This is a genomic window from Mycobacterium hainanense (genome assembly GCF_041890355.1).
Classification (GTDB): Bacteria; Actinomycetota; Actinomycetes; order Mycobacteriales; family Mycobacteriaceae; genus Mycobacterium; species Mycobacterium hainanense.
The window spans coordinates 449,125-472,527 of sequence record NZ_CP169059.1; the positions used below are offsets into that span (position 1 = coordinate 449,125).

Below are 23,403 nucleotides of genomic sequence, written 5' to 3' on the forward strand. Positions count from 1 at the left end.
TCATCCCCCTAGGTCAGTGGTCATGGCCACCAACGCGCGCTGGAATCGGTCGATCAATGATTCGATGGCGTCTGCATCGAAGGCGTGGCTGTCGTATTCGACGCGAAGGATCAATTCGCGGTCGGGGCGGGCTTGCATTGTCAGCGGGTAGTGACTGGATTCTGTGCCGGTCAGGTCGGTGATGGCCAGGCCGTTGGTGTGCGACAGCGCCGTAGCGTCGATCGGGTAGTTCTCGAACACGAACAGCGTGTCGAATAGCTGGTCGAGCCCGGTGATCCGGTGAATCTCCTTGAGCGCCAGATGTTGATGGTCCAGGGTGCGTTCGTACGCGGTGTGCAGTTGACCGAGCAGGTCGGCGACGGTGGTGGCCGGGGTGATGGTGGCTCGAACGGGCACGGTGTTGATCATCAGACCCACCATCGTTTCCGCGCCGACCACCTCGGTCGGCCGGCCCGAGACCGCCGCGCCGAATACGACGTCACGCCGGCCCGTCATCGACATCAACACCTGCGCCCAGGCGCCCTGCAGCACCGTGTTGACGGTGGTGTGGCAGCAGCGGGCCAGTTCGCTGACCGCCTGGGTGGTGCTTTCGGGCACGCGAGCCGACGCGAGGCCTCGGGCTCCCAGCGTCGGGCCGCCCGGCGGTGCGACCAGAGTCGGAGTGTGGAAGCCGGCGAGCACCTCGCGCCAGGCCCGTTCCGCGGCGTCGAGGTCGCGTTCGGCGAGCCAGTTGACGAACCGCCGATATGGGACTGTCGCGGGCAGTCGCTGGCCGTAGTAGCCGGCGAAGATCTCCTGCAGGAGCACGGGCAGCGACCAACCATCGAGGACGATGTGGTGGTTGGTCAACACCACCCGGTAACGTTCCGGCGCGGTGCGGATCAGGGCGACTCGGAAGGGCGGCGAACCCTTCAGGTCACACACCGCGGCACGTTCGGCGCCACATATGCGCTGCAACTGCTCGTCGGCATCGGTATCGAGTTCGACGTATTGCCAGGTTGTTTGGGGGTTGGCCGGGATGATCTGCACCGGCTCGTCGAATTGAGTGCAGAACCGGGCGGCCAGGTTGGGGTGGCGGCTGACGACCGTGTCCACGGCGCCGTGGAGACGATCCACGTCCAGCGGGCCGGTGACGGTGAAGTCGAGCTGCATCGAGTACAGGTCACCGTCGCTGTTCTGGGACGCCGCGTGGAACAGCAAACCCTGTTGGAGGGGAGTGAGCGGCAGTATGTCGGCGATCGGGAAATGGTTTTGTAATTGGTCGATTTGGTGCTGAGCGAGGCGCGCGGGCGCGATGTCCGAGGGGGTGAGACCTCCGCCGCCGCGCCGGACGTGGGCGCAGATGCCGGTGAGGGCGTCGAACCAGAGCTGGTTGAGCAGGGCGATCTGCGCCTCGTCGAGCACTGAAGGCGCCCAGGTCCATTCGGCCTGCAAGTGGGGCCCGGCACCCGTGTCGACGGCGCCCGTGTTGAGTTCGAGGGTGTGTGCGAGCGGCATCGGCACCGCGCTGGCGAACGTGGTGACCGCCAGACCGTCCTTGCTGATCCGCCAGAGATCGCCGGAGACGTCCGTCTCGTGCAGTCTTCCGAAGTAGTTGAACCCGATAGTCGGGTCGGGCCCAGCCAGTGCAACGTCGGTGGTGAGGTAACGCAGCAGTCCGTAGGTCAGCCCCTCGGGCAGGGCCCTGAGTTGTTCCTTGGCGCGCTTGACGAACGCCCCTATTGCGCTGTCGCCGGCTACCAGTTGCGGCCAGCGCGGCCCGCCGGCCGGCAGCGCGACCGGGTATTTGGTGGTGAACCAGCCCACGGTGCGCGAAAGGTCGACATCGGCGGCGAGGTCTTCGTAGCGGCCGTGGCCTTCGACGTCGATCGCGATCGACGCGCCTTCGCCGGCGCCCGAGAACTCGCCCCACGCCAGCGCGAATGCGATCAGCAGAATGTCTTGGACGCCGGCGTGAAACGCGGCGGGAACCTCGCCGAGCAGCACGCGGGTGGTGTCGGTGTCCAGGGATAGCGTCAGGTGGCCAGCACCGGCGTACGTGTCAGTCTCGGGCTCGGGTGGGGGCAGGGCCGGGTGAGCGCGCAGCGTGTGTTGCCATGCGCCGGCCCGGTCGATAACCGCGGGTCGGTCGGCATGCTCGGCCAGCAGTGCCGCCCAGCGCTGGAAGGACGTACCGCCGGCCGGCAGCGCGACCGGTTGACCGCTCAGGTGTTGAGCCCAGCCGATGTTGAGGTCTTCCAAGAGAATTCGCCAGGACACGGCGTCGACGGCCAGATGGTGGATGATCAGCACCAGCTGTGCGGTGGTGGTCACCCAGACCGCGCTGAGCACCGTCCCGACGGAGGGGTTGAGCCGTGACCGGGCGGTCGCCACCGCATCATCGGTCAACTCGTCGACGGTAAGTAGGCAGCTCTCCGCGTCAACCGCACCCGCCGCGGGTACGGTCAACGACCGCTTACCGGCGTCGCCGTCGACGACACGGAGCCGCAGTATCGGGTGGTGGTCGAGCAGGGCTTGCAGCAGCGTGACCACGTCGGGCCGGGAGGTGCGCTGGGGCGCTTCTATCACCATCGTCTGGTTGAACTGATCGACGGGCCCGTCGATGTGCCACAGCCAGTGCATGATTGGAGTGGGCAGCACCGCCCCGACGCCCGCGTCGACGCAGACGCCCGCGCTGTCGCTGATCTGGGCGACGCGGGCCAGCCGTGCCACCGTCTGTTCGACGAAGATGTCTCGCGGGCGGCACATGACACCGGCTGCGCGGGCCCGGGCGACCACCTGCATCGACGAGATGCTATCGCCGCCAAGGTCGAAGAAGGCGTCGTCCACTCCGACGCGATCAAGTCGTAGTACCTCGGCAAAGATGCTCGCCAAGATCTCCTCGATGGCGTCGGACGGCGCGCGATAGTTGTCGGTGGCGTGGTAGTCGGGCGCCGGCAGGGCGCGGGTGTCGAGTTTCCCGTTGATCGTCGTAGGCAGCGCATCGAGCACCACGACCCCCGCGGGCACCATGTAGCCGGGCAGCCGCTGGGCCAGCGCGGCACGCGCGTCGACGGGATCGGCGGTCCCAGTGATGTAGGCGACGAGCCGCTTGTCGCCCGGATGGTCTTCGCGGGCGACGACCGCGGCGCGCTCGACGCCGTCGAGTTGAGTTAGCGCGGCGCGGATTTCGCCGAGCTCGATGCGGTAGCCGCGGATCTTCACCTGCTCGTCGGCGCGTCCGAGGTAGTGCAGTTGGCCGTCGGCGCCCCACCGCACCAGATCCCCGGTGCGATACATGCGCGCCCCGTGGCCCCCGAACGGGCAGGCCACGAACCGTGACGCGGTCAGCCCCGAGCGGCGCAGATACCCGACACCCACGCCTCGTCCGGCGACATACAATTCTCCGACCACCCCGAAAGGCACTTGGCGCAATGACTCGTCGAGGACGAACAGCGCCGCCCCGGGTACCGGCATACCGATGGGCACCAGTCCGCACCCGGCCGTCAGCGGCGCGCTGATCGCGACGCACATCGTCGTCTCCGTCGGGCCGTAGGCGTTGATCATCACCCGCCCCGGCGCCCATTGATCGACCACATCGGCGGGGCACGCCTCACCGACCACCACCAGCGCCGCCGATTCCAAACCCTCCGGCGACAAAACGGCCGCAGCCGAGGGGGTTTGGGTGAGCACGTCGGCGTGTTCGGTGACTAACACGTCGTGGAAGTCGGTCGGTGACGTTGTGACGTCCTCGGGCACCACCACCACTCGCCCACCTCGCAAGAGTGGACCGAAGATCTCCCACACCGAAACGTCGAAGGCCAGCGAATGACACTGCGGCCATACGCCCGGGTGGGGCAGACCGCCATCCAGTGATCCCAGCAGTTGCGTCACGTTGTGGTGGTTGATGGCAACGCATTTCGGTAGGCCGGTGGTTCCGGAGGTATAGATCAGGTACGCGATGTCGTCGGGGCCGGGCGCGGGTAGCGCCGTGCTGGCGTGGTCGCCGGCCGCGCCGTCGCTGACATCGAGGACCGCCAGGCGATGCCCGGCCAGGCGTGGCCGCAGCCTCGCGGTGGTGATGGCGGCGATCGGCGCGGCGTCACCGAGCATGAATTCGATTCGGGCATCCGGAGCAGCCGGGTCGATCGGCAGGTAGGCCGCTCCCGTCTTGAGCACCGCCAGCATCGCCGTGATCGCCTCGGCGCAGCGGGAGAACAGCAACGCGATGCACTCGCCCGGTCCCGCGCCCCACTGGACTAGCCTGTGCGCCAGTCGGTTCGAGGCGGTGTCGAGGTCGCGGTAGCTGCAGGACCGGGTTCCGTCGGTGATCGCGATCGCGTCGGGGTGCCGCGCCACGTGGGTGGCAAACAAGGCCGTAATCGACACCGGTGGCGGGGCGGGCCGGTCCAGCACCGCCCTGTTGGACGCGTCATCAAGGCCGGCGTGCTCGTCGGCGCCCAGCAGATCGATGGACGACAGCCGGGCCTGGGGGTCCGCGGTCATCGCGCGCAGTAACCGCCCGAACCGCTCGACAAGTGTGGTGATGGTGTCGGGCGCGAACACATCGGTGCGGAATTCGACCGTCCCGCGGATGCCCGCCGGCGCGCCGTCGTCGGCCCAGTGCTCGGACAGCGAGAAGGTCAAATCCATGCGGGCGGTGTGGGTGTCGAGCGGCAACTGGCTGATGTGCAGGTCACCCAACTCCAGTCCGGCGATGGGGTCGCTCGTGTGGCCGGGCAGGTTCTGCCACGCCAACGCCACTTGGGCCAGCGGGTGATGGCTCAGGGAGCGGGTGGGGTTGAGCCGCTCGACCAGCACCTCGAACGGCACGTCCTGATGCTCGAAGGCCAGCAGGCTGCGCCGGCGAACTTGATCCAGCAACTCGGCAACGGTCGGGTCTCCGGCCACATCCACCCGCAGCACCAAGGTGTTGACGAAGAAGCCCACCAGGTCGTCGAGTGCGGGATCACCTCGCCCGGCGATCGGGAACGCCACGGCCACATCGGTTGTCGCGCTCAGACGCGCCAACAGAACCGCCAGGGCGGCCTGGACCACCATGAAGCTCGTCGCGTTGTACCCGCGGGCCACCTCGCGGATGCGCTGCTGCAATTCGGCCGGCCAGTCCACGGTGACGCTGTCGCCGCACTGGTCGGCCACCGATGGATAGGGTCGATCCGTCGGCAACTCCAAGCGGTCGGGCAGGCCGGCCAGGGCGTTTTCCCAGTAGTCGAGCTGGGCGGCGATTCGGCTGTTGGATTCGTCGAGATCACCGACCTGCGCCCGTTGCCATAACGTGTAGTCCGCGTATTGCACGGGCAGCGGGGGCCAGTCCGGAGCGGCCCCCTGCCGACGCGCGCGGTAGGCCTCGCCGAGGTCGCGGATCAACGGCGCCAGCGACCAGCCATCAAAGGCGATGTGGTGCACGACACCGACCAACACGTGCGCGGCGGCGCCGACGCGGAACAGCTTTACCCGCAACGGTATTTCGGACTCCAGCGCGAAGGGATGACGGGCCGTTTCATCGATGGCCTCATCGAGCCTGGCCGGCGCCCATCCGGTTGCGTCGATGACATCCCAGCCGAAATTCGCGCGGGTGGAAGGCACAATGAGTTGGTGGGGTAGCCCGTCGGGCGCGGGGAATATCGTGCGCAGGCTTTCATGCCGGGCGACCACATCGGCGAGCGATGCAGCCAGCACGCCGGCATCGAGGTCACCGCGCAGCCTCAGTGCCACCGCCAGGTGGTAAACCCCCGAGGGGACTTGTAACTGGTCGAGAACCCAGAGCCGGTTCTGGGTGAACGAGAGCGGAACCACCGCGGGCCGTTGGCCCGCGGTCAACGGCTCACGTCGGCGCACCTGGCCGTCGAGAAGGGGTGCCAATCGCGCGATCGTGGGCGCGTCGAACAACGCGTGTACGGCCAGATCCGTGTCGAGGCTGGTGTTGATGGCGGCGATCAACCGCATCGCCGACAGCGAATCCCCGCCCAAATCGAAGAATGAATCGTCAACACCCACCCGTTCGGCACCCAGAACGTGGGCATAGGCGCCGGCCAGGATCTCCTCGACGGGGGTGGCCGGGGCCCGGTATCGGCTGCGGTCCTGGTACTCCGGGGCGGGCAGGGCCCGGGTGTCGAGCTTGCCGTTGACCGTCAGTGGCAGCGCCTGTAACACCACGACCGCTACCGGCACCATGTGACCGGGAAGCCGCTCGGCGAGTGCGGCCCGCGCGGTAGCGGGATGGACTGTCCCGGCGACAGTTTCGACGACATAGCCGACAAGCCGTCTGTCGCCGGGGCGGTCTTCGCGGACGACGACGGCGGCCTGTTCGACACCGTCGAGGGCCCCCAGGGCGGCCTGGATCTCGGTGAGCTCGATGCGATAGCCGCGGATCTTGACCTGCTCGTCGGCCCGGCCGAGATAGTCCAGTTGTCCGTCGGGCCGCCAGCGCACCAGGTCGCCGGTCCGATACATCCGCGTGCCGGGGGTGCCGAACGGGCTGGCGACGAATCGCGCCGCGGTCAGGCCCGCCCGGCCGAGATAGCCGACGCCGACGCCGCGGCCGGCGACGTACAGTTCGCCGACCACCCCGGGTGGAACCGGGCGCAGCCAATCGTCCAGGACGAACAGTGCCGCGGTGGACACCGGCGCTCCGATCGGTACCGTTCCCGAACCCGCGGTCAACGGGGCGCTCAACGTGGCGTACACCGTTGTTTCGGTAGGCCCGTAGGCGTTGATCACCACGCGCCCGGGTGACCACCGGTCCACCAGTTCGGCCGGGCATGCCTCACCACCGAGCAGCAGCGCGACCGAGTCCAGGCCGTGCTGGGTAAGCGCCGCGGCCGCCGACGGCGTCTGGGTGAGCACGGTGACCTGTTGGGCGACGAGCAGGGCGTGGAAGTCTTTCGGTGAGGCCGTCACCCGCTCGGGCACCACCACCAGTCGCCCACCGCCGAGCAAGGCGGCCCAGATCTCCCAGACGGAGAAGTCGAACGCGTAGGAGTGACACTGCGTCCACACCTGATGTGCGGGCAGGTGGGGTGACGCCGACTCGACCAGGTGCGCCACGTTGCGGTGGCTTATAGCAACACCTTTCGGCACGCCCGTCGTTCCCGAGGTGTAGATCAGGTAGGCGATATCGTCGGCTGCCGGGGCCGGAAGCGCTGATCGCGGCTGGGCGATCACGCGGTCGTCGGTGATATCGACAACCGCCAGCGGGCGCCCGGCCAGCCGCGGGCGCAGCGCGGTGGTGGTGACGGCTACGGCCGGCGCGGCGTCACTCAACATGAATCCGATCCGGTCGTCGGGCAGCGACGGATCGATCGCCAGGTATGCCGCCCCCGCCTTGAGCACCGCAAGCATGGCGATGACGGCCTCCGCGGAGCGCTCCAGCACCAGCGCCACGCACTGCCCGGTTCCGGCTCCACAGCCGGATATCAAGTGCGCCAGTTGATTCGAGGCCTCGTCGACCTCCCGGTAAGTCAACGACCGGTCCTGGTCGCTGATGGCCACGGTGTGCGGAGAGCGGGTGACATGACCGGCGAACAGTTCCGGGATCGACACCGGTGCGGGTGCGAGCGCGGTGAGCATCGCGCGATTGCCCATGTGGTCGAGGCGGCTACGCTCGTCAGCGCCAAGCATGTCCGTAGCAGACAATGGGAGCCGCGGATCGGTGATCATCGTCGACATGACGCGCCGCAGCCGATTGATCAGTGTGCTAATGGTTTCCGCGTCGAATACGTCGGTGTCGTACTCGATGCGGAATCCGAGTTCGGCTCCGGGGGTGGCCTGCACGGTCAGTGGGTAGTGGTTGGATTCGCGACCGGTGAACTCGACGACGGTCAACCCGTCGACGTTGAGGAGCGCGGCGGTGTCGACGGGGTAGTTCTCGTAGACGAACAGGGTGTCGAACAGTTGGTCGTGGCCGGTGGCGCGGTGAATCTCGTTGAGGGACAGGTGTTCATGGTCGAGGGTGTGGTTGTGGGCGTCGTGCAGTTGGTTGAGCAGGTCGGCGATCGTGGTCTTTGTGGTGATGTGCGCGCGCACCGGCACGGTGTTGATCAGCAGACCGACCATGGAGTCGGCACCCGGTATCTCGACGGGCCGCCCCGACACGGCGGTGCCGAAGACCACGTCGCGCTGGCCGGTCAAGCCCATCAGCAGCTGCGCCCACGCCGCCTGCAGCACGGTGTTGATCGTGGTGTGATTCGAGCGCGCCATTTCGTTCAGCGCCAGCGTGTCTGGCTCGGAGATCACGAAAGAACTGGTGCCCTTGGGACCGGACCTGAGTCTGGCCGGCGGACCGACCAGGGTGGGGGTCTCCAAACCCGCGAGCGTCTCTTGCCAGGCGGTGCGGGCGGCGTCGAGGTCGCGTTCGGTGAGCCAGGTGACGAACCGGCGGTAGGGTGTGGCCGCGGGCAGCTGCTGGCCCTGGTAGGCGGCGAAGATCTCGTGGAGCAGGATGGGCAGGGACCAACCGTCGAGCACGATGTGGTGAAACGTCAGCACGATGCGGTGCCGCTCGTGGGCGGTTTGGATCAACGTCACCCGGAAGACCGGCCCGTCATCGAGATTGCAGGCCGCAGCCCGTTCATCGGCGCAGATCTCGTGGATCCGACCTACGTCGTCGAGGGCCTCGTATCGCCACGCCGCCGAGGGCTCGGCGGGGATGATTTGTACGGGTTGGTCGAATTGTCGGCAGAACCGAGCGGCCAGGTGGGGGTGGCGCGCGATGACCCCTTGGACGGCATCGCGCAGCCGGTGTGGGTCCAACGGCCCGGCGACGGTGATGTCGAGTTGCATCGCATACAGGTCAGCGATGTCCCGACCGGTGCCGGCGTGGAAGAGCAATCCTTCCTGGAGTGCGGTCAGCGGAAGAATGTCGGCGGTGTCGTAGTGCTGTTGGAGGTGGTCGATTTGGTGTTGGGTGAGCTGGGCGGGGGTGATGTCGGAGGGGGTCAGGCCGCCGCCGTCGTGGCGGACGTGGGTGCAGATTCCGGTCAGGGCGTCGAACCATAATTGGCTCAGGCGGGTGATTTGGGTGTCATCGAGAACCGAGGTGGCCCAGGTCCAGGTGGCGTTGAGTTGAGGGCCGGTGTCGGTGTCGATGGTCGCGGCGTTGAGAGCGGCCGTGTGGGACAACGGTATTGGCAGCGCGGCGGCATCGCCGGCGATTGCCAGGCTGTCCGCGCTGATCCGCCACAGGTCGCCAGGAATGTCTTGGCCGCCAAGGCGTCCCAAGTAGTTAAATCCGATGGTGGGTTGGTTCCCTGTGAGCTCGGGGTTGAGGTAGCGCAGGAGGCCGTGGGTCAGGGGGTGGGGCAGGGCGCGGAGTTGTTCTTTGGCTGCTTTGATGATTGGGCCCAGTGTGGGGTGGCCGGTGGTGAGGTGGTGCCAGTGCAGCCCGGCGACATTGAGGGCGATGGGGTATTTGGTGGTGAACCAGCCCACGGTGCGTGAGAGGTCGAGGTCGGGGGTCAGGTCGTCGTGGCGGCCGTGGCCTTCGACGTCGATCGTGATGGGTTGCTCGGGCTGGCCGAGGAATTGGGTCCAGGCCAGCGCGTAGGCGATGAACAGGATGTCGTGGATGCCGGTGTGGAAGGCGGCGGGGACGTCGGTGAGCAACGCCCGGGTGGTGTCGGTGTCCAGGGTGGCGCTTAGGTGTCCGGCGTTGGTGTAGGTGTCGCCGGGTTGCGGTGGGGGCAGCGCGGCCGTGGTCGCGGTGATCTGGCGCCAGGTGTCGGCTTGTGCGATGACGGCTGGGGTATGGGCGTGGTCGTCGAGCAGGGCAGCCCAGCGTTGAAACGAGGTGCCGGTGGGGGGTAGGGCGATCGGTTGGCCGCTTCGGTGTTGGGCCCAGGCGATGTTGAAGTCTTCCACCAGGATCCGCCACGACACCGCATCCACGACCAGGTGGTGAATGATCAACACCAGCTGACCGGTGGTGGTCACCCACAGCGCGCTGAGCATCGTTCCCGCGGCGGGATTGAGGCGGGATCTGGCTTGGGTCAGTGCTTCGTTGGTGAGGGTGTCGATGGTGTGCAGGCAGTCGATGGCGTCGACTGCGCCGGGTTCGGGGACGGTCAGTGACCGCGTGGTGGTGTCCGCGTGTGCCCGCAGCATGGGGTGGTGGTCGAGCAGTGCTTGCAGGATGGGGTGGATGTCGGTGCGGGTCGTCCCGGTTGGTGCTTGTAGCACCAGGGTTTGGTTGAACTCATCGATCGGGCCGTCGATGTCGAACAGCCAGTGCATGATCGGGGTGGGCGTGAGCGGCCCGATGCCTGCGTCGACGATCCGTTCGTGGCCCTCGGTGAGGCCGGGGATGCGGGCCAGCCGGGCCACGGTCTGCTCGACGAAGATGTCACGGGGACGGCAGGCCAACCCCGCGGCCCGGGCGCGGGCGACCACTTGCATGGACAGGATGCTGTCGCCGCCGAGGTCGAAGAAGGAGTCATCGATGCCGACGCGTTCGAGGCCGAGGGTTTGGGCGTAGATGGTGGCCAGGAGTTCTTCGATGGGGGTGTTGGGGGGGCGGTAGTGGGCGGTGTGGGTGTAGTCGGGTGGGGGCAGGGCGCGGGTGTCGAGTTTGCCGTTGAGGGTGGTGGGCAGGGTGTCGAGGGTGATGATGGCGGCGGGGACCATGAAGCCGGGGAGTCGGTCGGCCAGCGCGGTGCGCAGTTGGGCGGGATCGGCGGTGCCGGGGTGGGTTTCGGTGATGTAGGCGGTGAGGCGTTTGTCGCCGGGGCGGTCTTCGCGCACGATGACCGCGGCGTGTTCGACGCCGTCCAGGTGGGTCAGGGCGGTGTGGATTTCGCCGAGTTCGATGCGGTAGCCGCGGATTTTGACCTGCTGGTCGGCGCGGCCGAGGTAGTCCAGTTGTCCGTCGGGGCGCCAGCGCACCAGGTCTCCGCTGCGATACATCCGCGCGCCGGGCGGCCCGAAGGGGCAGGCCAGGAACCGGGCCGCGGTCAACCCCGCCCGGTGCAGGTAGCCCAGCCCCACACCGCGCCCGGCCACGTAGAGTTCGCCGACGACTCCCGGTGGGACCGGGCGGCACCAGGGGTCCAGGACGAACAGGGCCGCCCCGGGCACCGGCGCCCCGATCGGCACGGTCCCCGACTCGGGGGTCAGCGGGGCGCTGATGGTGGCATACACGGTGGTTTCGGTGGGGCCGTAGCCGTTGACCATGACCCGCCCGGGGGCCCAGCGGTGCACCATCTCGGGTGGGCAGGCCTCCCCGGCGGCCATCACCGCCACCCCCGCCAAACCCTCTGCTGAGAGCGCGGCCAGTGCCGAGGGGGTTTGACTCAACACGGTGACCTGTTCGGTGATCAGCAGGGCGTGCAGGTCCTCGGGGCAGCGGGTCACCTCTTCGGGCACCACCACCAGCCGGGCGCCGTGCAGTAGCGCCCCCCAGATCTCCCACACCGAGAAGTCGAAGGCATAGGAGTGGCACTGCGCCCACACCTGCTCGGGTCCCAACCCGATGCCCACCTGCAACTGGTCGAACAACCGGGTGACGTTGTGGTGGGTGACCGCAACCCCTTTCGGGGTCCCGGTGGTGCCCGAGGTGTAAATCAGGTGCGCCACCTCATCAGGGGCGGGCAACGGCAAACCCGTACTGGGCTGGGCATCAATGCGCGGGTCCTCGACGTCGAGGACCACGACACCATGGCGTTGCAGCCGCTCGGCCAGCCCGGCGGTGCTCAGCGCGGCCACCGGGTCGGCGTCGGCCAACACAAACCCGATCCGCTCATCGGGCAACGCGGGGTCGATCGGCAGGTACGCCGCCCCGGTCTTGAGCACCGCCACGATCGCCACAACGGCCGCACCCGACCGCGGGAGAACCAGTCCCACGCATTCTCCTGGGCCGGCACCGTAACCCATCAGCAGATGCGCCAGCCGGTTTGAGGCCTCATCGACCTCGCGGTAGGTCCAGGACTGTTCCCCGAACCGCAGCGCCACCGCTTGCGGGGCACGCCGCACCTGCCCGGCGAACAGCGCCGGGATCGACACCGCCGTCGCCGACTCGCTCAACAGCGGCCATCGGCCGATCTCTCCCAGACGGGTGCGCTCACCCGGGTCGAGCACATCGATCGACGACAACCGCGCACCCGGATCAGCGGTCATCGCCACCAACACCCGCTCCAACCGCTCCACCACGCCGGCGACCGTGTCGGGATCGAACACGTCGGTGCGGAACTCCACCGCACCCGAAATCCCGCCCGGCTCAGCGTCCTCAGTGAAACGCTCCGCCAAATTGAACGTCAGGTCCATCCGGGCGGTATGGGTGTCGATGGGCATCTGGGCCACCTGCAAATCCCCCAACACCAACCCCGGATCACCACCAGACCCCGGCACGTTCTGCCACGCCAACATCACCTGCACCAGCGGATGGTGGGTCAACGACCGCGCCGGGTTGAGCCGCTCCACCAGCACCTCAAACGGCACATCCCGATGCTCGAGGGCGGCAAGGCCCTTTTCCCGGGTCTGACTCAGCAACTCCGTGATCGTCGGATTACCGGTCAGATCCAGCCGCAGCACCAGCGTGTTCACGAAAAATCCGACCAATTCCTCGAGAGCGGGATCGTCTCTTCCGGCGGTCGGGAAACCCACTGGCACATCCGAACTCCCGCTGAGCCGCGACAGCAACACCGCCAACGCGGCCTGGACCACCATGAAACTCGTCGCGTTGCACTCACGGGCCAGCCCGCGCACCCGCTGCTGCAAGTCGGCCGCCCACTCCACGGCCACCGTCGCACCCCGCTGATCGGCCACCGCCGGATAAGGCCGATCCGTCGGCAACTCCAACCGCTCCGGCATCCCCGCCAGCGCATCCTCCCAATACGCCAACTGACGGCCGATCGGACCATTGTCGTCGTCAAGATCGCCGAACTGCGCCCGCTGCCACAACGTGTAATCCGCATACTGCACCGGCAGTTCGAACCAGTCCGGCGCACGGTCTTGCTCGCGCGCCCGATATGCCACGCTGATGTCCCGCACCATCGGCGCCAGCGACAGCCCGTCAAAGGCGATGTGATGCAAGATGATTCCGACCACATGCTGCTCCGGGCCAATCGCGTAGATCTGCACGCGAATCGGTATCTCGCTGGACAGGTCGAATCGATGGTCGGCGAGGGCCACCAACTCGGCGGCCACATGCTCCTCCAGCAACGGCATCACCGCCGCGTCCCCGCGTTGCCACATCCCGCTCCGAGCCGGCAACACCCGCTGGAACGGGACACCGTCGGCGTCGGGGAACACCGTGCGCAAAGACTCGTGACGACCGATGACGTCGTCGAGGGCAGCCCCAAGGGCCACGACATTCAATGGTCCGCTGATCCAAAACGCGGTGGGCATGTTGTACGTCGCGGCGCGGTCCCGCCACTGCTCGAGGAACCAGAGCCGGCTCTGGGCGAACGACAGTGGGATGACCGCGGGCCGGTCGCCCGCCACCAGCGGCTCGCGCCCAGCCCCGTCGTCATTGAGACGGGGCGTCAACAGCGCCACGGTGGGCGCGTCAAACAAGGCGCGCAACGACAGGCCGGCTTTCAGCGATTTGTTGATAGCGGTGACGAGGCGCATGGCCGACAGCGAATCGCCGCCGAGGTCGAAAAACGACTCGTCCACCCCCACCCGGTCAAGACCGAGCACCTGTGCGAAGGAGCTGGCCAGCACCTCCTCAACAGCGGTGACCGGGGCACGAAATCGGTTGGCGCCGCCGTATTCCGGTGCAGGAAGGGCTCGCTTGTCGAGTTTGCCGTTGACCGTGAGCGGCAGTGCGTCCATCACCACGACCGCGGCCGGCACCATATAGCCGGGCAGTCGCTCGGCCAGCGCGGCGCGCGCGCCGGCCGTATCGATCGTCCCAGTGACGTAGCCGACCAGGCGCCGGTCGCCGGGTTGGTCTTCGCGGGCGATCACCGCCGCCTGATCGACCCCGTCCAGCGCGGCCAACGCGGCCCGAACTTCGCCGAGTTCGATGCGGTACCCGCGAATCTTCACCTGTTCGTCGGCGCGGCCGACGTAATGCAGCTGCCCGTCGGCGTCCCAGCGCACCAGATCCCCGGTGCGGTACATGCGCGCTCCAGGTGATCCGAACGGGCAGGCGACAAACCGCGAAGCGGTCAGCTCGGCCCGGCGCCAATACCCGACGCCCACACCGCGTCCTGCGATATACAGGTCGCCGACCACATCGACCGGGACCGGGCGTAACCACTGGTCGAGGACGAACGCCGCCGCCCCGGATACCGGTGCGCCGATCGGCGGTGTGCCCGAGTCCGGCGTCAACGGTGCGCTTCTGGTCGCGCACACGGTGGTTTCGGTCGGGCCGTAGCCGTTGACCATGACACGTCCCGGAGCCCATCGATCGACGACCTCGGCAGGGCACGCCTCGCCGGCCACCAATAGCGTTGCCGCTCCGAAAGTTTCGGCCGGGAGCGCCGCCAGCGCTGAGGGCGTTTGACTCAACATCCCGACGTGTTCGCCGACCAGCAAGGCGTGGAAGTGGTCCGGCGATTGGGCGACCGAATCGGGCACCACCACCAGTCGGCCGCCGAAGAGCAGCGCGCTCCAGATCTCTTCGACAGAGGCGTCGAAGGCCAACGAATGCCACTGCGCCCAGACCTGTCCCGAAGGGTTGAGCGATTTCAAGAGCTGCGTCACGTTGTGGTGGGTGACGGCGACACCTTTCGGAACACCGGTGGTCCCGGAGGTGTAGATCAGGTATGCGATGTCGTCGGGAGCGGGCGCCGGCAAGGGGGCGTCGGGTTGAGTCACCACCGCGGGATCGGCGATGTCCACGACGGTCAGCTCGCATCCGTCGAGCCGCGGCCGCAGTTCCGCCGTCGTCACGACGGCAATCGGGGTGGCATCAGCGAGCATGAACGCGATCCGTGCCTCCCGCAGCCCCGCGTCGATCGGCAGATACGCCGCCCCGGTCTTGAGCACCGCAAGCATCGCGATGACGGCATCGGGCGAACGAGCAAGGAGCAGCGCAACGCATTGTCCGGGAACCGCGCCCCGGCCGGCCAGGAAATGGGCCAACCGATTAGCGGCCTCGTCGAGTTCCCGGTAGGTCATCGAGCGGCCCTCGAAGGTCAGCGCCACGGCCGACGGCGCGCGCGACGCCTGCTCGACGAACAGGTGCGGGATCGACACCGGTTTGGGTTCGGGCTGAGTCAGCACCGACCGGTTGCCCCACCCATCGATCCGCGCGTACTCATCGGTGCCACACGGGTTGATCGACAACAGTCGACGTTCTGGATCGCCGGTCATGGCCGCCAGCACCCGCATCAAGCGTTCAGCCAGCTCCGCGACGGTGAAGCCCGCAAACGGCTCCCCAGCACCCTCGATGCCGAACAGCAGTTGGTCGCCGACGGCGGAGAAGAACAACCCGAAGCCGTCGGCGAGACCGGAATTCGTGTACGACGCGGAGGCCGGCAGACCACCGAAGTCCAAGGCGAGCACGGCGGGAAGGAAGTTGACGCTCACCCGCTGGGCAACATGCCGGGGGTCGCCGGAGCGTACTTTGCGTTCCAGCGCCCGCACGGGAAAACGTTGGTGGCGCACCGCCTCCCGTATTCGAGCATCGACGTGCAGACAGAGGTCGCTGACCGTAGCGTCCGGCTCGAGTCTCAACACCAGCGGAACGACGCCGGAGACCATGCCGGGAAGGGTCTTCGATTCAGGGGTAACACGCCTGCTCACCGGGAAGTCGAGCACCACCTCCGGACCGTTGCCACTCCACGTCCGCACCAACAGGGCGCACGCGGCGGTGATGACCGATGACCGGGGCATCCCCCAGGCGTGGCACAACTCGTCGACTCGGCGAAGGACCGCAGGATCCAGCTGGATCGGCGCTGAGGAACGGTACGGACCGCGCTCGCTCACAGCTCGCCGGAACCATCGATCCGGTTCGTCGTCGGATGGCAGATTCTGCGACCAGTAAGCCTCATCCTCGAGGTAGTCGGCCGACGCTTCGTACTCCGATTCGCACGCGACCAAAGCTGCCAGCGAGCCGAAGAACGGGGACGGCATGGGCGCGCCCGAGATCACCGCGGAGTAGATGGTCGCGATCCGATGGCCTACGAGCGCAATGCCCGACGCGTCGGCGACGATGTGGTGACAGCAGGTGAACCAATAGAATTCGTTGACACCCGTCTGAAAGAGCGCGAACCGGAACAACGGTCCGGTGAATGGCATGGGTGTGCGCTGAATTGACGCCGCGATTTCCTGGGCGTCCCGCACGGCATCATCCGAGCCGCGCAGGTCGTGGAACGCAAGGTCAACCTCCGGCTGGTCAAGCGCTTGCTGCAGGACCTGGCCGTCGTCGGAAAAGAACGCCGCCCTAACGGGTTCGGCCTCCAGAAGCGCCCGGTGGATCGCCCACTCGAGAGGCTTTCGCTCAAGGCGCCCTTTGATTTTGACGAAGAGGCCAAGTTGCCAGTCGGTGGCGGAGCGGCCCGTCTCCTGTGCCAGCCAGATGTCCAGCTGCCCCGATGTCAGGGGAAGCGCGCGCTCGTCAAGTTGCATCCATCACCCCCCTCGAAATCAGGCGACTTCCGCGGGTGCCAGTTTTTCGCACAACAGCCCCGCCAGACCGCGAATCGTGATGGTGGAGATGTCGGCGGATGGGATGCGAATCCCCGTTTCGGTCTCGATGCGGGTTCGGAGTTCGAGCGCACCAAGTGAGTCCAGGCCGTATCCGGACAGCGGCCGATCGGGATCGACGCTACGACGCAGGATCAAGCTGACCTGATCGGAAATCAGGCGCCGCAGCGATGTGGGCCACTCGTCCACGGGGAGCTCGCTGAGCTCGGTGCGCAATTTGCCTGTGCCCGGGGCATTTCCGACGGGGCGAAACGCCTCGGCGAACGTGCTGCGCTCAGCCAACCGGTTCAACCACGAAGCGCCCGTGATCGGCGCGTAGCCGGTGTAGGCCCGGTCGTGACGCAGCAGTGTTTCAAACGCGTACCCGCCCTCGTCGGGCCTGATCGCCATGTCCGAGCTCTCCGCCAGCGCGGTGGCCCGCCCGATCCGGGCCCAGGGTCCCCAGCCGATCGTGGTGGCCGGCAGGCCTTGAGCCCGCCTCCAGTGGGTGAAGCTGTCCAGCCAGCTATTGGCCGCGGCGTAGGCGCCCTGGCCGGGAGAACCCACCAGCGCGGCGGCCGAGGAAAACGAGCAATACCAGTCCAACGGCTGGTCGACGGTGGCGGTGTGGAGGTGCCAGGCGCCGTAAACCTTTGGAGCCCAATCACGCTCGAGGAGATCCGCGCTGATGTTGGCCAGCGTGGCGTCGTCTACTACCGCCGCTGCGTGCAGCACACCGCGCACCGGGAGCCCCGTGGCCGTAGCGGTGGCTACCAATCGGCGCGCGGTGCCGGGTTCGGCGATGTCACCGCACTCGACCGCGACGTCGGCGCCGCTTGCCCTGATGCCCTGGATCGTTTTCATGGCTTCGGGCGTCGGCTGCGAGCGTGAGCACAACACGATGCGCCCGCAGCCGTCCGCCGCCATCTTCTCCGCAAGGAACAGGCCGAGGCCCCCGAGCCCGCCGGTGACGAGGTAGGCGCCGTCGCGGCGGAAGACCGGGGCCTGTGCCGGCGGCACCGGCACGCGTCGGACACCGCTTCGCGGTATGTCGAGCACGATCTTGCCGGCGTGCCGGGCACCAGCGATGAGGCGAATGGCGGTGTCCGCGTCCGCAAGCGCGTAGTGCGTGATGTCCGGCACCGGTAATACCCCGTCGGCGATCAACCGGTACACCGCGGCAAGCAGGGCGCGCACGCGGTCCGGCTCGCTGGCCGACAGCAGCGCCATGTCTACGCTGTGGAAGGCGATATTGCGTGCGGGGATTTGCCCCGGCCGCGCTTCACGCCGGCTGATGTCGACGAATCGGCCGCCCGGCGCGAGCAATTCGAGTCCGGCCCGTTGGATGGCACCGGAGGCTGAGCTGAGCACGATGTCCACGCCCCGCCCGTCGCTTTCGCGACGTATCATTTCGCCGAAGTCGGCGTCGCGCGCGTCGTAGACGTGGTCAATTCCCTTGTCCCGCAGAAGCTGCCGGCGCGCCTCACTGCCCGCGGTGGCGAAGATCTCGGCGCCCGCCGCACGGGCGATTGCGATCGCCGCTTGTCCCACCCCTCCGCTCGCGGAGTGGATCAACACGCGATCTCCAGCCGCGATGTGGGCCCGCTCATGCAAGGCGTGATAAGCGACGGCGTGCGCGGTCGGCACCGCGGCCGCCTGGCCGTCGGACAGTCCCGTCGGCAGGGCGACCGCCAGCCGCGCATCGCACGTGATGAAGGTGCCCCAGGAGCCGCCGCCGCACAGCCCGCCGACTCGATCGCCGACGTTGTGGTCCGCGACGCCGTCGCCGACCGCGGTTACCACCCCGGCGAAATCGGTGCCCAGCGCCTGATGCGGGTCGTGGCCAAGCGCGGCCAGCACGTCGGGGTAGCTGACGCCGGCGGCGCAGACCGCGACCTCGATCTCCCCGGGCCCCGGCGAACGCCGTTGGTGGAAAACGAGTTCCATCGACGCGAGCTCGGCGGGTGTCCGGACGTGCAGACGGATTCCGTCACGCCCCGGGTCCACGGTGGCGGTTCGTCGCTCTTCAGGTCGCAGCGGGGTGAGCGACAAGCGCGCGGCATACCAGGTGTCCTCGCGCCACGCGGTCTCGTCCTCTTCCGAGCCGCTGAGCAGTTGCCGGGCCAGCTGATCCGCATCGGTGGCCTGGTCCGTATCGATCTGGGTCACCCGCAGGTGCGGATTCTCGGTGCCGATCACCCGCACCAAACCCCGCAGACCGCCCTGCTCCAGGTCGGGTAAGTCGCCGGCGACCACGGCCTGGGCGTTGCGGGTCACGACATAGAGCCGCGGGAGTTCGCCTGGGAAGTCGGGCAGATCGCGGGTGATGCTGATCAGATGCCGCACGGAGTCAGGGCCCAGGCGCGCGGCTTGGTCAGCGGTGCCGGCGTTTCTGGGACCCATCAGGATCACCATCCCGGTGAAGCCGCCCGTACGCAGGTGGTCTCGAAGCTGTTGCGCCGCCACCTCGTGGTCGGCGTTCGGTGGCCAGCACATGGTGATGCACTGCGCACCAAGCCCCTTCAGTGCGTCGGTCAACGCGGCACCGAGGTCACCGGCGGTGGTGATCAACAACCACGTTCCGGCGCCGGCGTATTGGTCGCCGGGCAACTCGCGTTGCCGCCAGTCGATCGTCAGCAGCCGCTCGGCCAGCAGCCGGCCGGCGCGGTCGTCCTCGGCTGCCCTCGCGCCCAACCGCAGCCCCCGCACCGAAAGTAGGGTCGTCCCGTGCTCGTCGAGCACGTCGAGGTCGGCCTCGACCCCAGCGGTATCGGCGTGGGTCACCCGGGTGTAGCAGTAGCGGGCGCTCCGGGTGGCACCGTGGAGACGGAGCGCCCGGACTTCCAGCGGCAGCGCCAACGCGTCGTGGTCGAGCGCCTGCACCTGCCGATGAGCAGCAATCGACTGAAAGCACGCGTCCAGCAGCGCCGGGTGTACCGCGTAACCGTCTTGCTGCGAACGGATTTGGCCGGGAAGCGCGACCTCGGCGAGCACGGTATCGGGCGCTTGGTCGCCGGTGCGCAGCGCCACCAATCCGCTGAATGCCTGGCCATAGTGAACACCGCGGCGGTCCAGCCGCCGGCGCACCTCGGCGCCGTCCTCGCGGTGCGGGTGGGCGGCCAGCAGCGCGGGCATGTTCCGCGGGGCCGGCTGCTGGCCGGTGGCGGCGCGAAGGACCGCCGTCGCGTGCCGGCCCTGCTGCTTGGTCTCCACCGTGAACTGAACGACATCCGGTGCTGACACCGTCGCCGAGGCGCTGACCGTGGATTTTTCATCCAGCAGCAGCGCGCGTTCGAACGACAAGTCACCGACCTCGGCGTCGTCGCCCAGCACGGCGCTCGCGGCGCCCAGCGCCATCTCGCAGTATGCCGCCGCCGGCAGCACCGGCACATCGCGGATACGGTGATCGTCCAACCAGGTTTGGGCGCCGGTGCCCACCTCGGCCTGCCAGACGTGCCGTTCCGGCTCCTCCAGCAGCCGCACGTGCGCACCCAGCAGCGGGTGGACCGAAATGCTGCGACCGTGCGTCGGGGCTTCGTGATCGCGGCGCAACAACAGCGGCCGGTGGGCCCAGGTCGGCAGCGGCGCGTCCACCAGCCGGCCTTCGGGGTGGAGCACCGAGAAGTCCACCGCGGCGCCCGCGCTGTGCAGGTCGGCTAGAAAGTTGCGCAGCCCGAACGGCAGCGTCTGCCCGCGGCGCATGACCGCCAGCGCGGCCAGCGGCATGTCGAGGCCGCGGGCGGTCTGCTCGACAGCATGGGTGAGCAGCGGGTGGGGCGCCATCTCGGCGAAAACCCGGTAGCCCTCTTCCAAGGCGGCCCGCACCGCGGGCGCGAATCGCACCATCTGGCGGAGGTTTTGCACCCAGTAGTCGGCGTCGCACACCGGCTGCTCACGCGCGTCGTACAGGGTCGCCGAATAGAAGGGGATTTCCGGCCGCATCGGCTGGAGGTCCGCAAGTGCGTCCGCCAGGTCGTCGAGGATCGGGTCGACCTGGGGGGTATGCGACGCGACGTCAACGGCGATCTCACGGGCCAGCACATCGTGGAGCTCCCAGGACGCGACCAGATCGCGAACGGTTTGGGTGGCCCCGCCGATCACCGTGGACTGCGGTGAGGCGACCACCGCCACCACTGCGTCGTCGACGCCGCGGGTGATGAACTCCGAAAGCACTTGCTGGGCGGGAAGTTCCACCGACGCCATCGCGCCGGATCCGGCTATGCCGGACATCAGCCGCGAGCGTCGGCAAATGACGCGCACCCCGTCTTCCAGCGACAGGGCGCCGGCGACGACGGCTGCGGCGACCTCACCGAGGGAATGCCCGATGACCGCGCCAGGGCGCGCCCCGTACGAGCGCAGGGTGGCGGCGAGCGCGACCTGCATGGTGAACAGGGTCGGCTGGATTCGGTCGATGCCGGTGACGGTCTGCGCCGTGGTCATCGCGTCGGTCACCGAGAATCCGGATTCATACGCGATCAGGGGCTCGGCCTCGGCGACCGTTGCGGCGAAAACCGGCTCCGTAGACAACAATTCGGCGCCCATCTGGGCCCACTGTGACCCCTGCCCGGAGAAGACCCATACCGGCCCCCGGTCGTCGTGTCCGGTCGCGGCCGGCAGGGGGCTGTCGCCGGCGGCCGTTTCCCGCAGAGCCGCAATCAGTTCCGGGCGGGTCCCCGCAATGACGGCGCTGCGCACCGGGCGGTGCGTGCGCCGTCGCGCCAGGGTGTAGGCGAGATCGGGTAACCGTACGTCCTCGTGTACTGCTATCCAGTCGGCCAGCCTGCCCGCGGTGCGGCGCAGCTCGTCGGCAGAGCTCGACGACAGCGGGAACAAAAGAGGTCCGGTCGTAGGCGATACAAGCGAAAAGGCGTGCATGGCAGCGGGTTCGGGTGCCTGTTCGACGATGGCGTGAGCGTTGGTTCCGGAAAGGCCGTACGACGACACGGCCGCCCGTCGCGGCTGCCCGGCACCGCCCGGCCAGGGCGTAACCGTTTGCGGGACAAAGAGTTGCGTCTGGATGGCGGCCAGCTGCTCGGGCAGCCTGGTGAAGTGCAGGTTCCGGGGTACCACGCCGTGTTGCAGGGACAGGATCGCCTTTATGAGCCCCAGCGCGCCCGCCGCCGCCTGGGAATGCCCGAGATTGGTTTTCACCGCGCCCAGCACACAGGGGCCGTCGACGCCGTAGACGCCGGCCAGGCTGGCGTATTCGATCGGGTCACCGATCGGCGTGCCGGTGCCGTGGGCCTCCACCATGCCGATGGTGGCGGCGTCGACACCCGCGGCGGCCAACGCCGCGCGATACACCGCGGTCTGCGCCGCGACCGATGGGGTGGCGATGTTGACGGTGTGGCCGTCTTGGTTGACTGCGGTGCCGCGGATGACCGCCAGAATCCGGTCACCGTCACGCAGTGCGTCGGCTAATCGCTTGAGTAGCAGTACGACACAGCCTTCGGCGGACGCGAATCCGTCAGCCTCGACGTCGAACGCATGGCACCTCCCAGTGGGGGACAGCATGCCTTCCGCGGAGCCCGCGACGAACTTGCGGGGATCGAGGATCACCGTCGCGCCGCCCGCCAGTGCCAGGTCGCTCTCACCGTCGCCGAGACTGCGACAGGCCAGGTGCACCGCCGTCAGGCCGGACGAACAGGCGGTGTCCACCGTGACCGCCGGACCGTGCACACCCAACGCGTACGCGATACGGCCGGACGCCAAACTGAAGCTGCTGCCGGAGAATCCGTACGGCATCTCCACGGCGTGCGCGTCGGCGGCCAGCAGTTGGTAGTCGCCGTGGGTCAGACCCACGAACACTCCGGTGAGCGATTCCGCCATGGCATCTCGGGTGAGCCCGGCGTGTTCGACGGCCTCCCATGAAGTTTCCAGCAGCAGCCGGTGCTGCGGGTCGATCGCGGTGGCTTCGCGCTCGGTGATCCCGAAGAACTCGCAATCGAAACCGGCGACGTCGTCGAGGAATCCGCCCCACTTCGTCACCGAGCGGCCCGGCACGCCCGGCTGGGGGTCGTAGTACTCGTCGGCGTCCCACCGGTCGGGGGGCACCTCGGTGACGAGGTCATCCCCGCGCAGCAGCGCCTCCCACAACCGCTCGGGAGAGTCGATGCCCCCAGGCAGTCGGCAGGCCATGCCGATGACAGCAGTGGAAGTGCAACCCGATGGCTCCACGGCCGTTCACCCCTCTTCTTATCCGCCGGGGCGGGTGAGCGGTTCGCGCTCTTGCCGTGATTTGCTGAATTCTCGATCAAGCAAACCGGCCCCGACCGCGGACCCGGCGTTCGTCGCCGAAACGGGCCGCCATTGCGGGTGAAAGTGACCGGATTTGCAGCGAGCCCACACGTTCGGCTCTCGCCCCGCTAGGTGGCGTGTCCGACCCTCAAAATTCATCCGACTTCGCCCGCCCCGATCGCTTGTATGTGCTCGACCATGCCCGAGTGGCCGCTTTCCCGTATTCGTCGGCACCTGAGGCCGATTCCCGCTGCCGCGCCGCCGACATCCAGCGCAGATGGCCGATCCCTCGACCACGCGCAAGCCGGATCAAGCGTCGGCGAGTCCCCGCCACCGGCAGGGTGGCGCCAAATCTCACCGATCGAGGCGAACAAGGTGCCGTTGCCGTTGTCGACGGGTTGATAAGCATCGGTTCTCCCACACCGCAAGTCGACATGCGTGGAACAAACCATACCGAAGGTCGAGTGAATGCGCGGCGCGTTGAGGCAAATTTATGAAACCGCCCGCTGTGTTAGCCGGGTGTTAAGCCGCGATTGGTCAGACGGCACCCCGGACGGACCTCGTCCGGGTGGCGCCCGGCGCGTCCCCAGCGGCGGT

General features: G+C 67.9%; 2 protein-coding genes. Both read right to left on the minus strand.

Translation table 11 applies throughout. The features are described 5' to 3' along the window. Window positions 1-16,512: an amino acid adenylation domain-containing protein gene (locus tag ACEL92_RS02100; protein WP_374024021.1), complete on the minus strand. Its 16,512-nt coding sequence runs from the start codon at window positions 16,510-16,512 to the stop codon at window positions 1-3. An 18-nt stretch (window positions 16,513-16,530) separates the two neighbouring features. After that, entirely contained in the window at window positions 16,531-22,746 is a 6,216-nt protein-coding gene (pks2, locus tag ACEL92_RS02105) for a sulfolipid-1 biosynthesis phthioceranic/hydroxyphthioceranic acid synthase (protein ID WP_374024022.1), read from the minus strand. Between the last annotated feature and the right edge of the window lie 657 nt (window positions 22,747-23,403).

Excerpts from the sequence above, each read along its gene's own strand:
- ACEL92_RS02100 (WP_374024021.1), bottom strand. The coding sequence starts at position 16,512 with ATGCAACTTGACGAGCGCGCGCTTCCCCTGACATCGGGGCAGCTGGAC.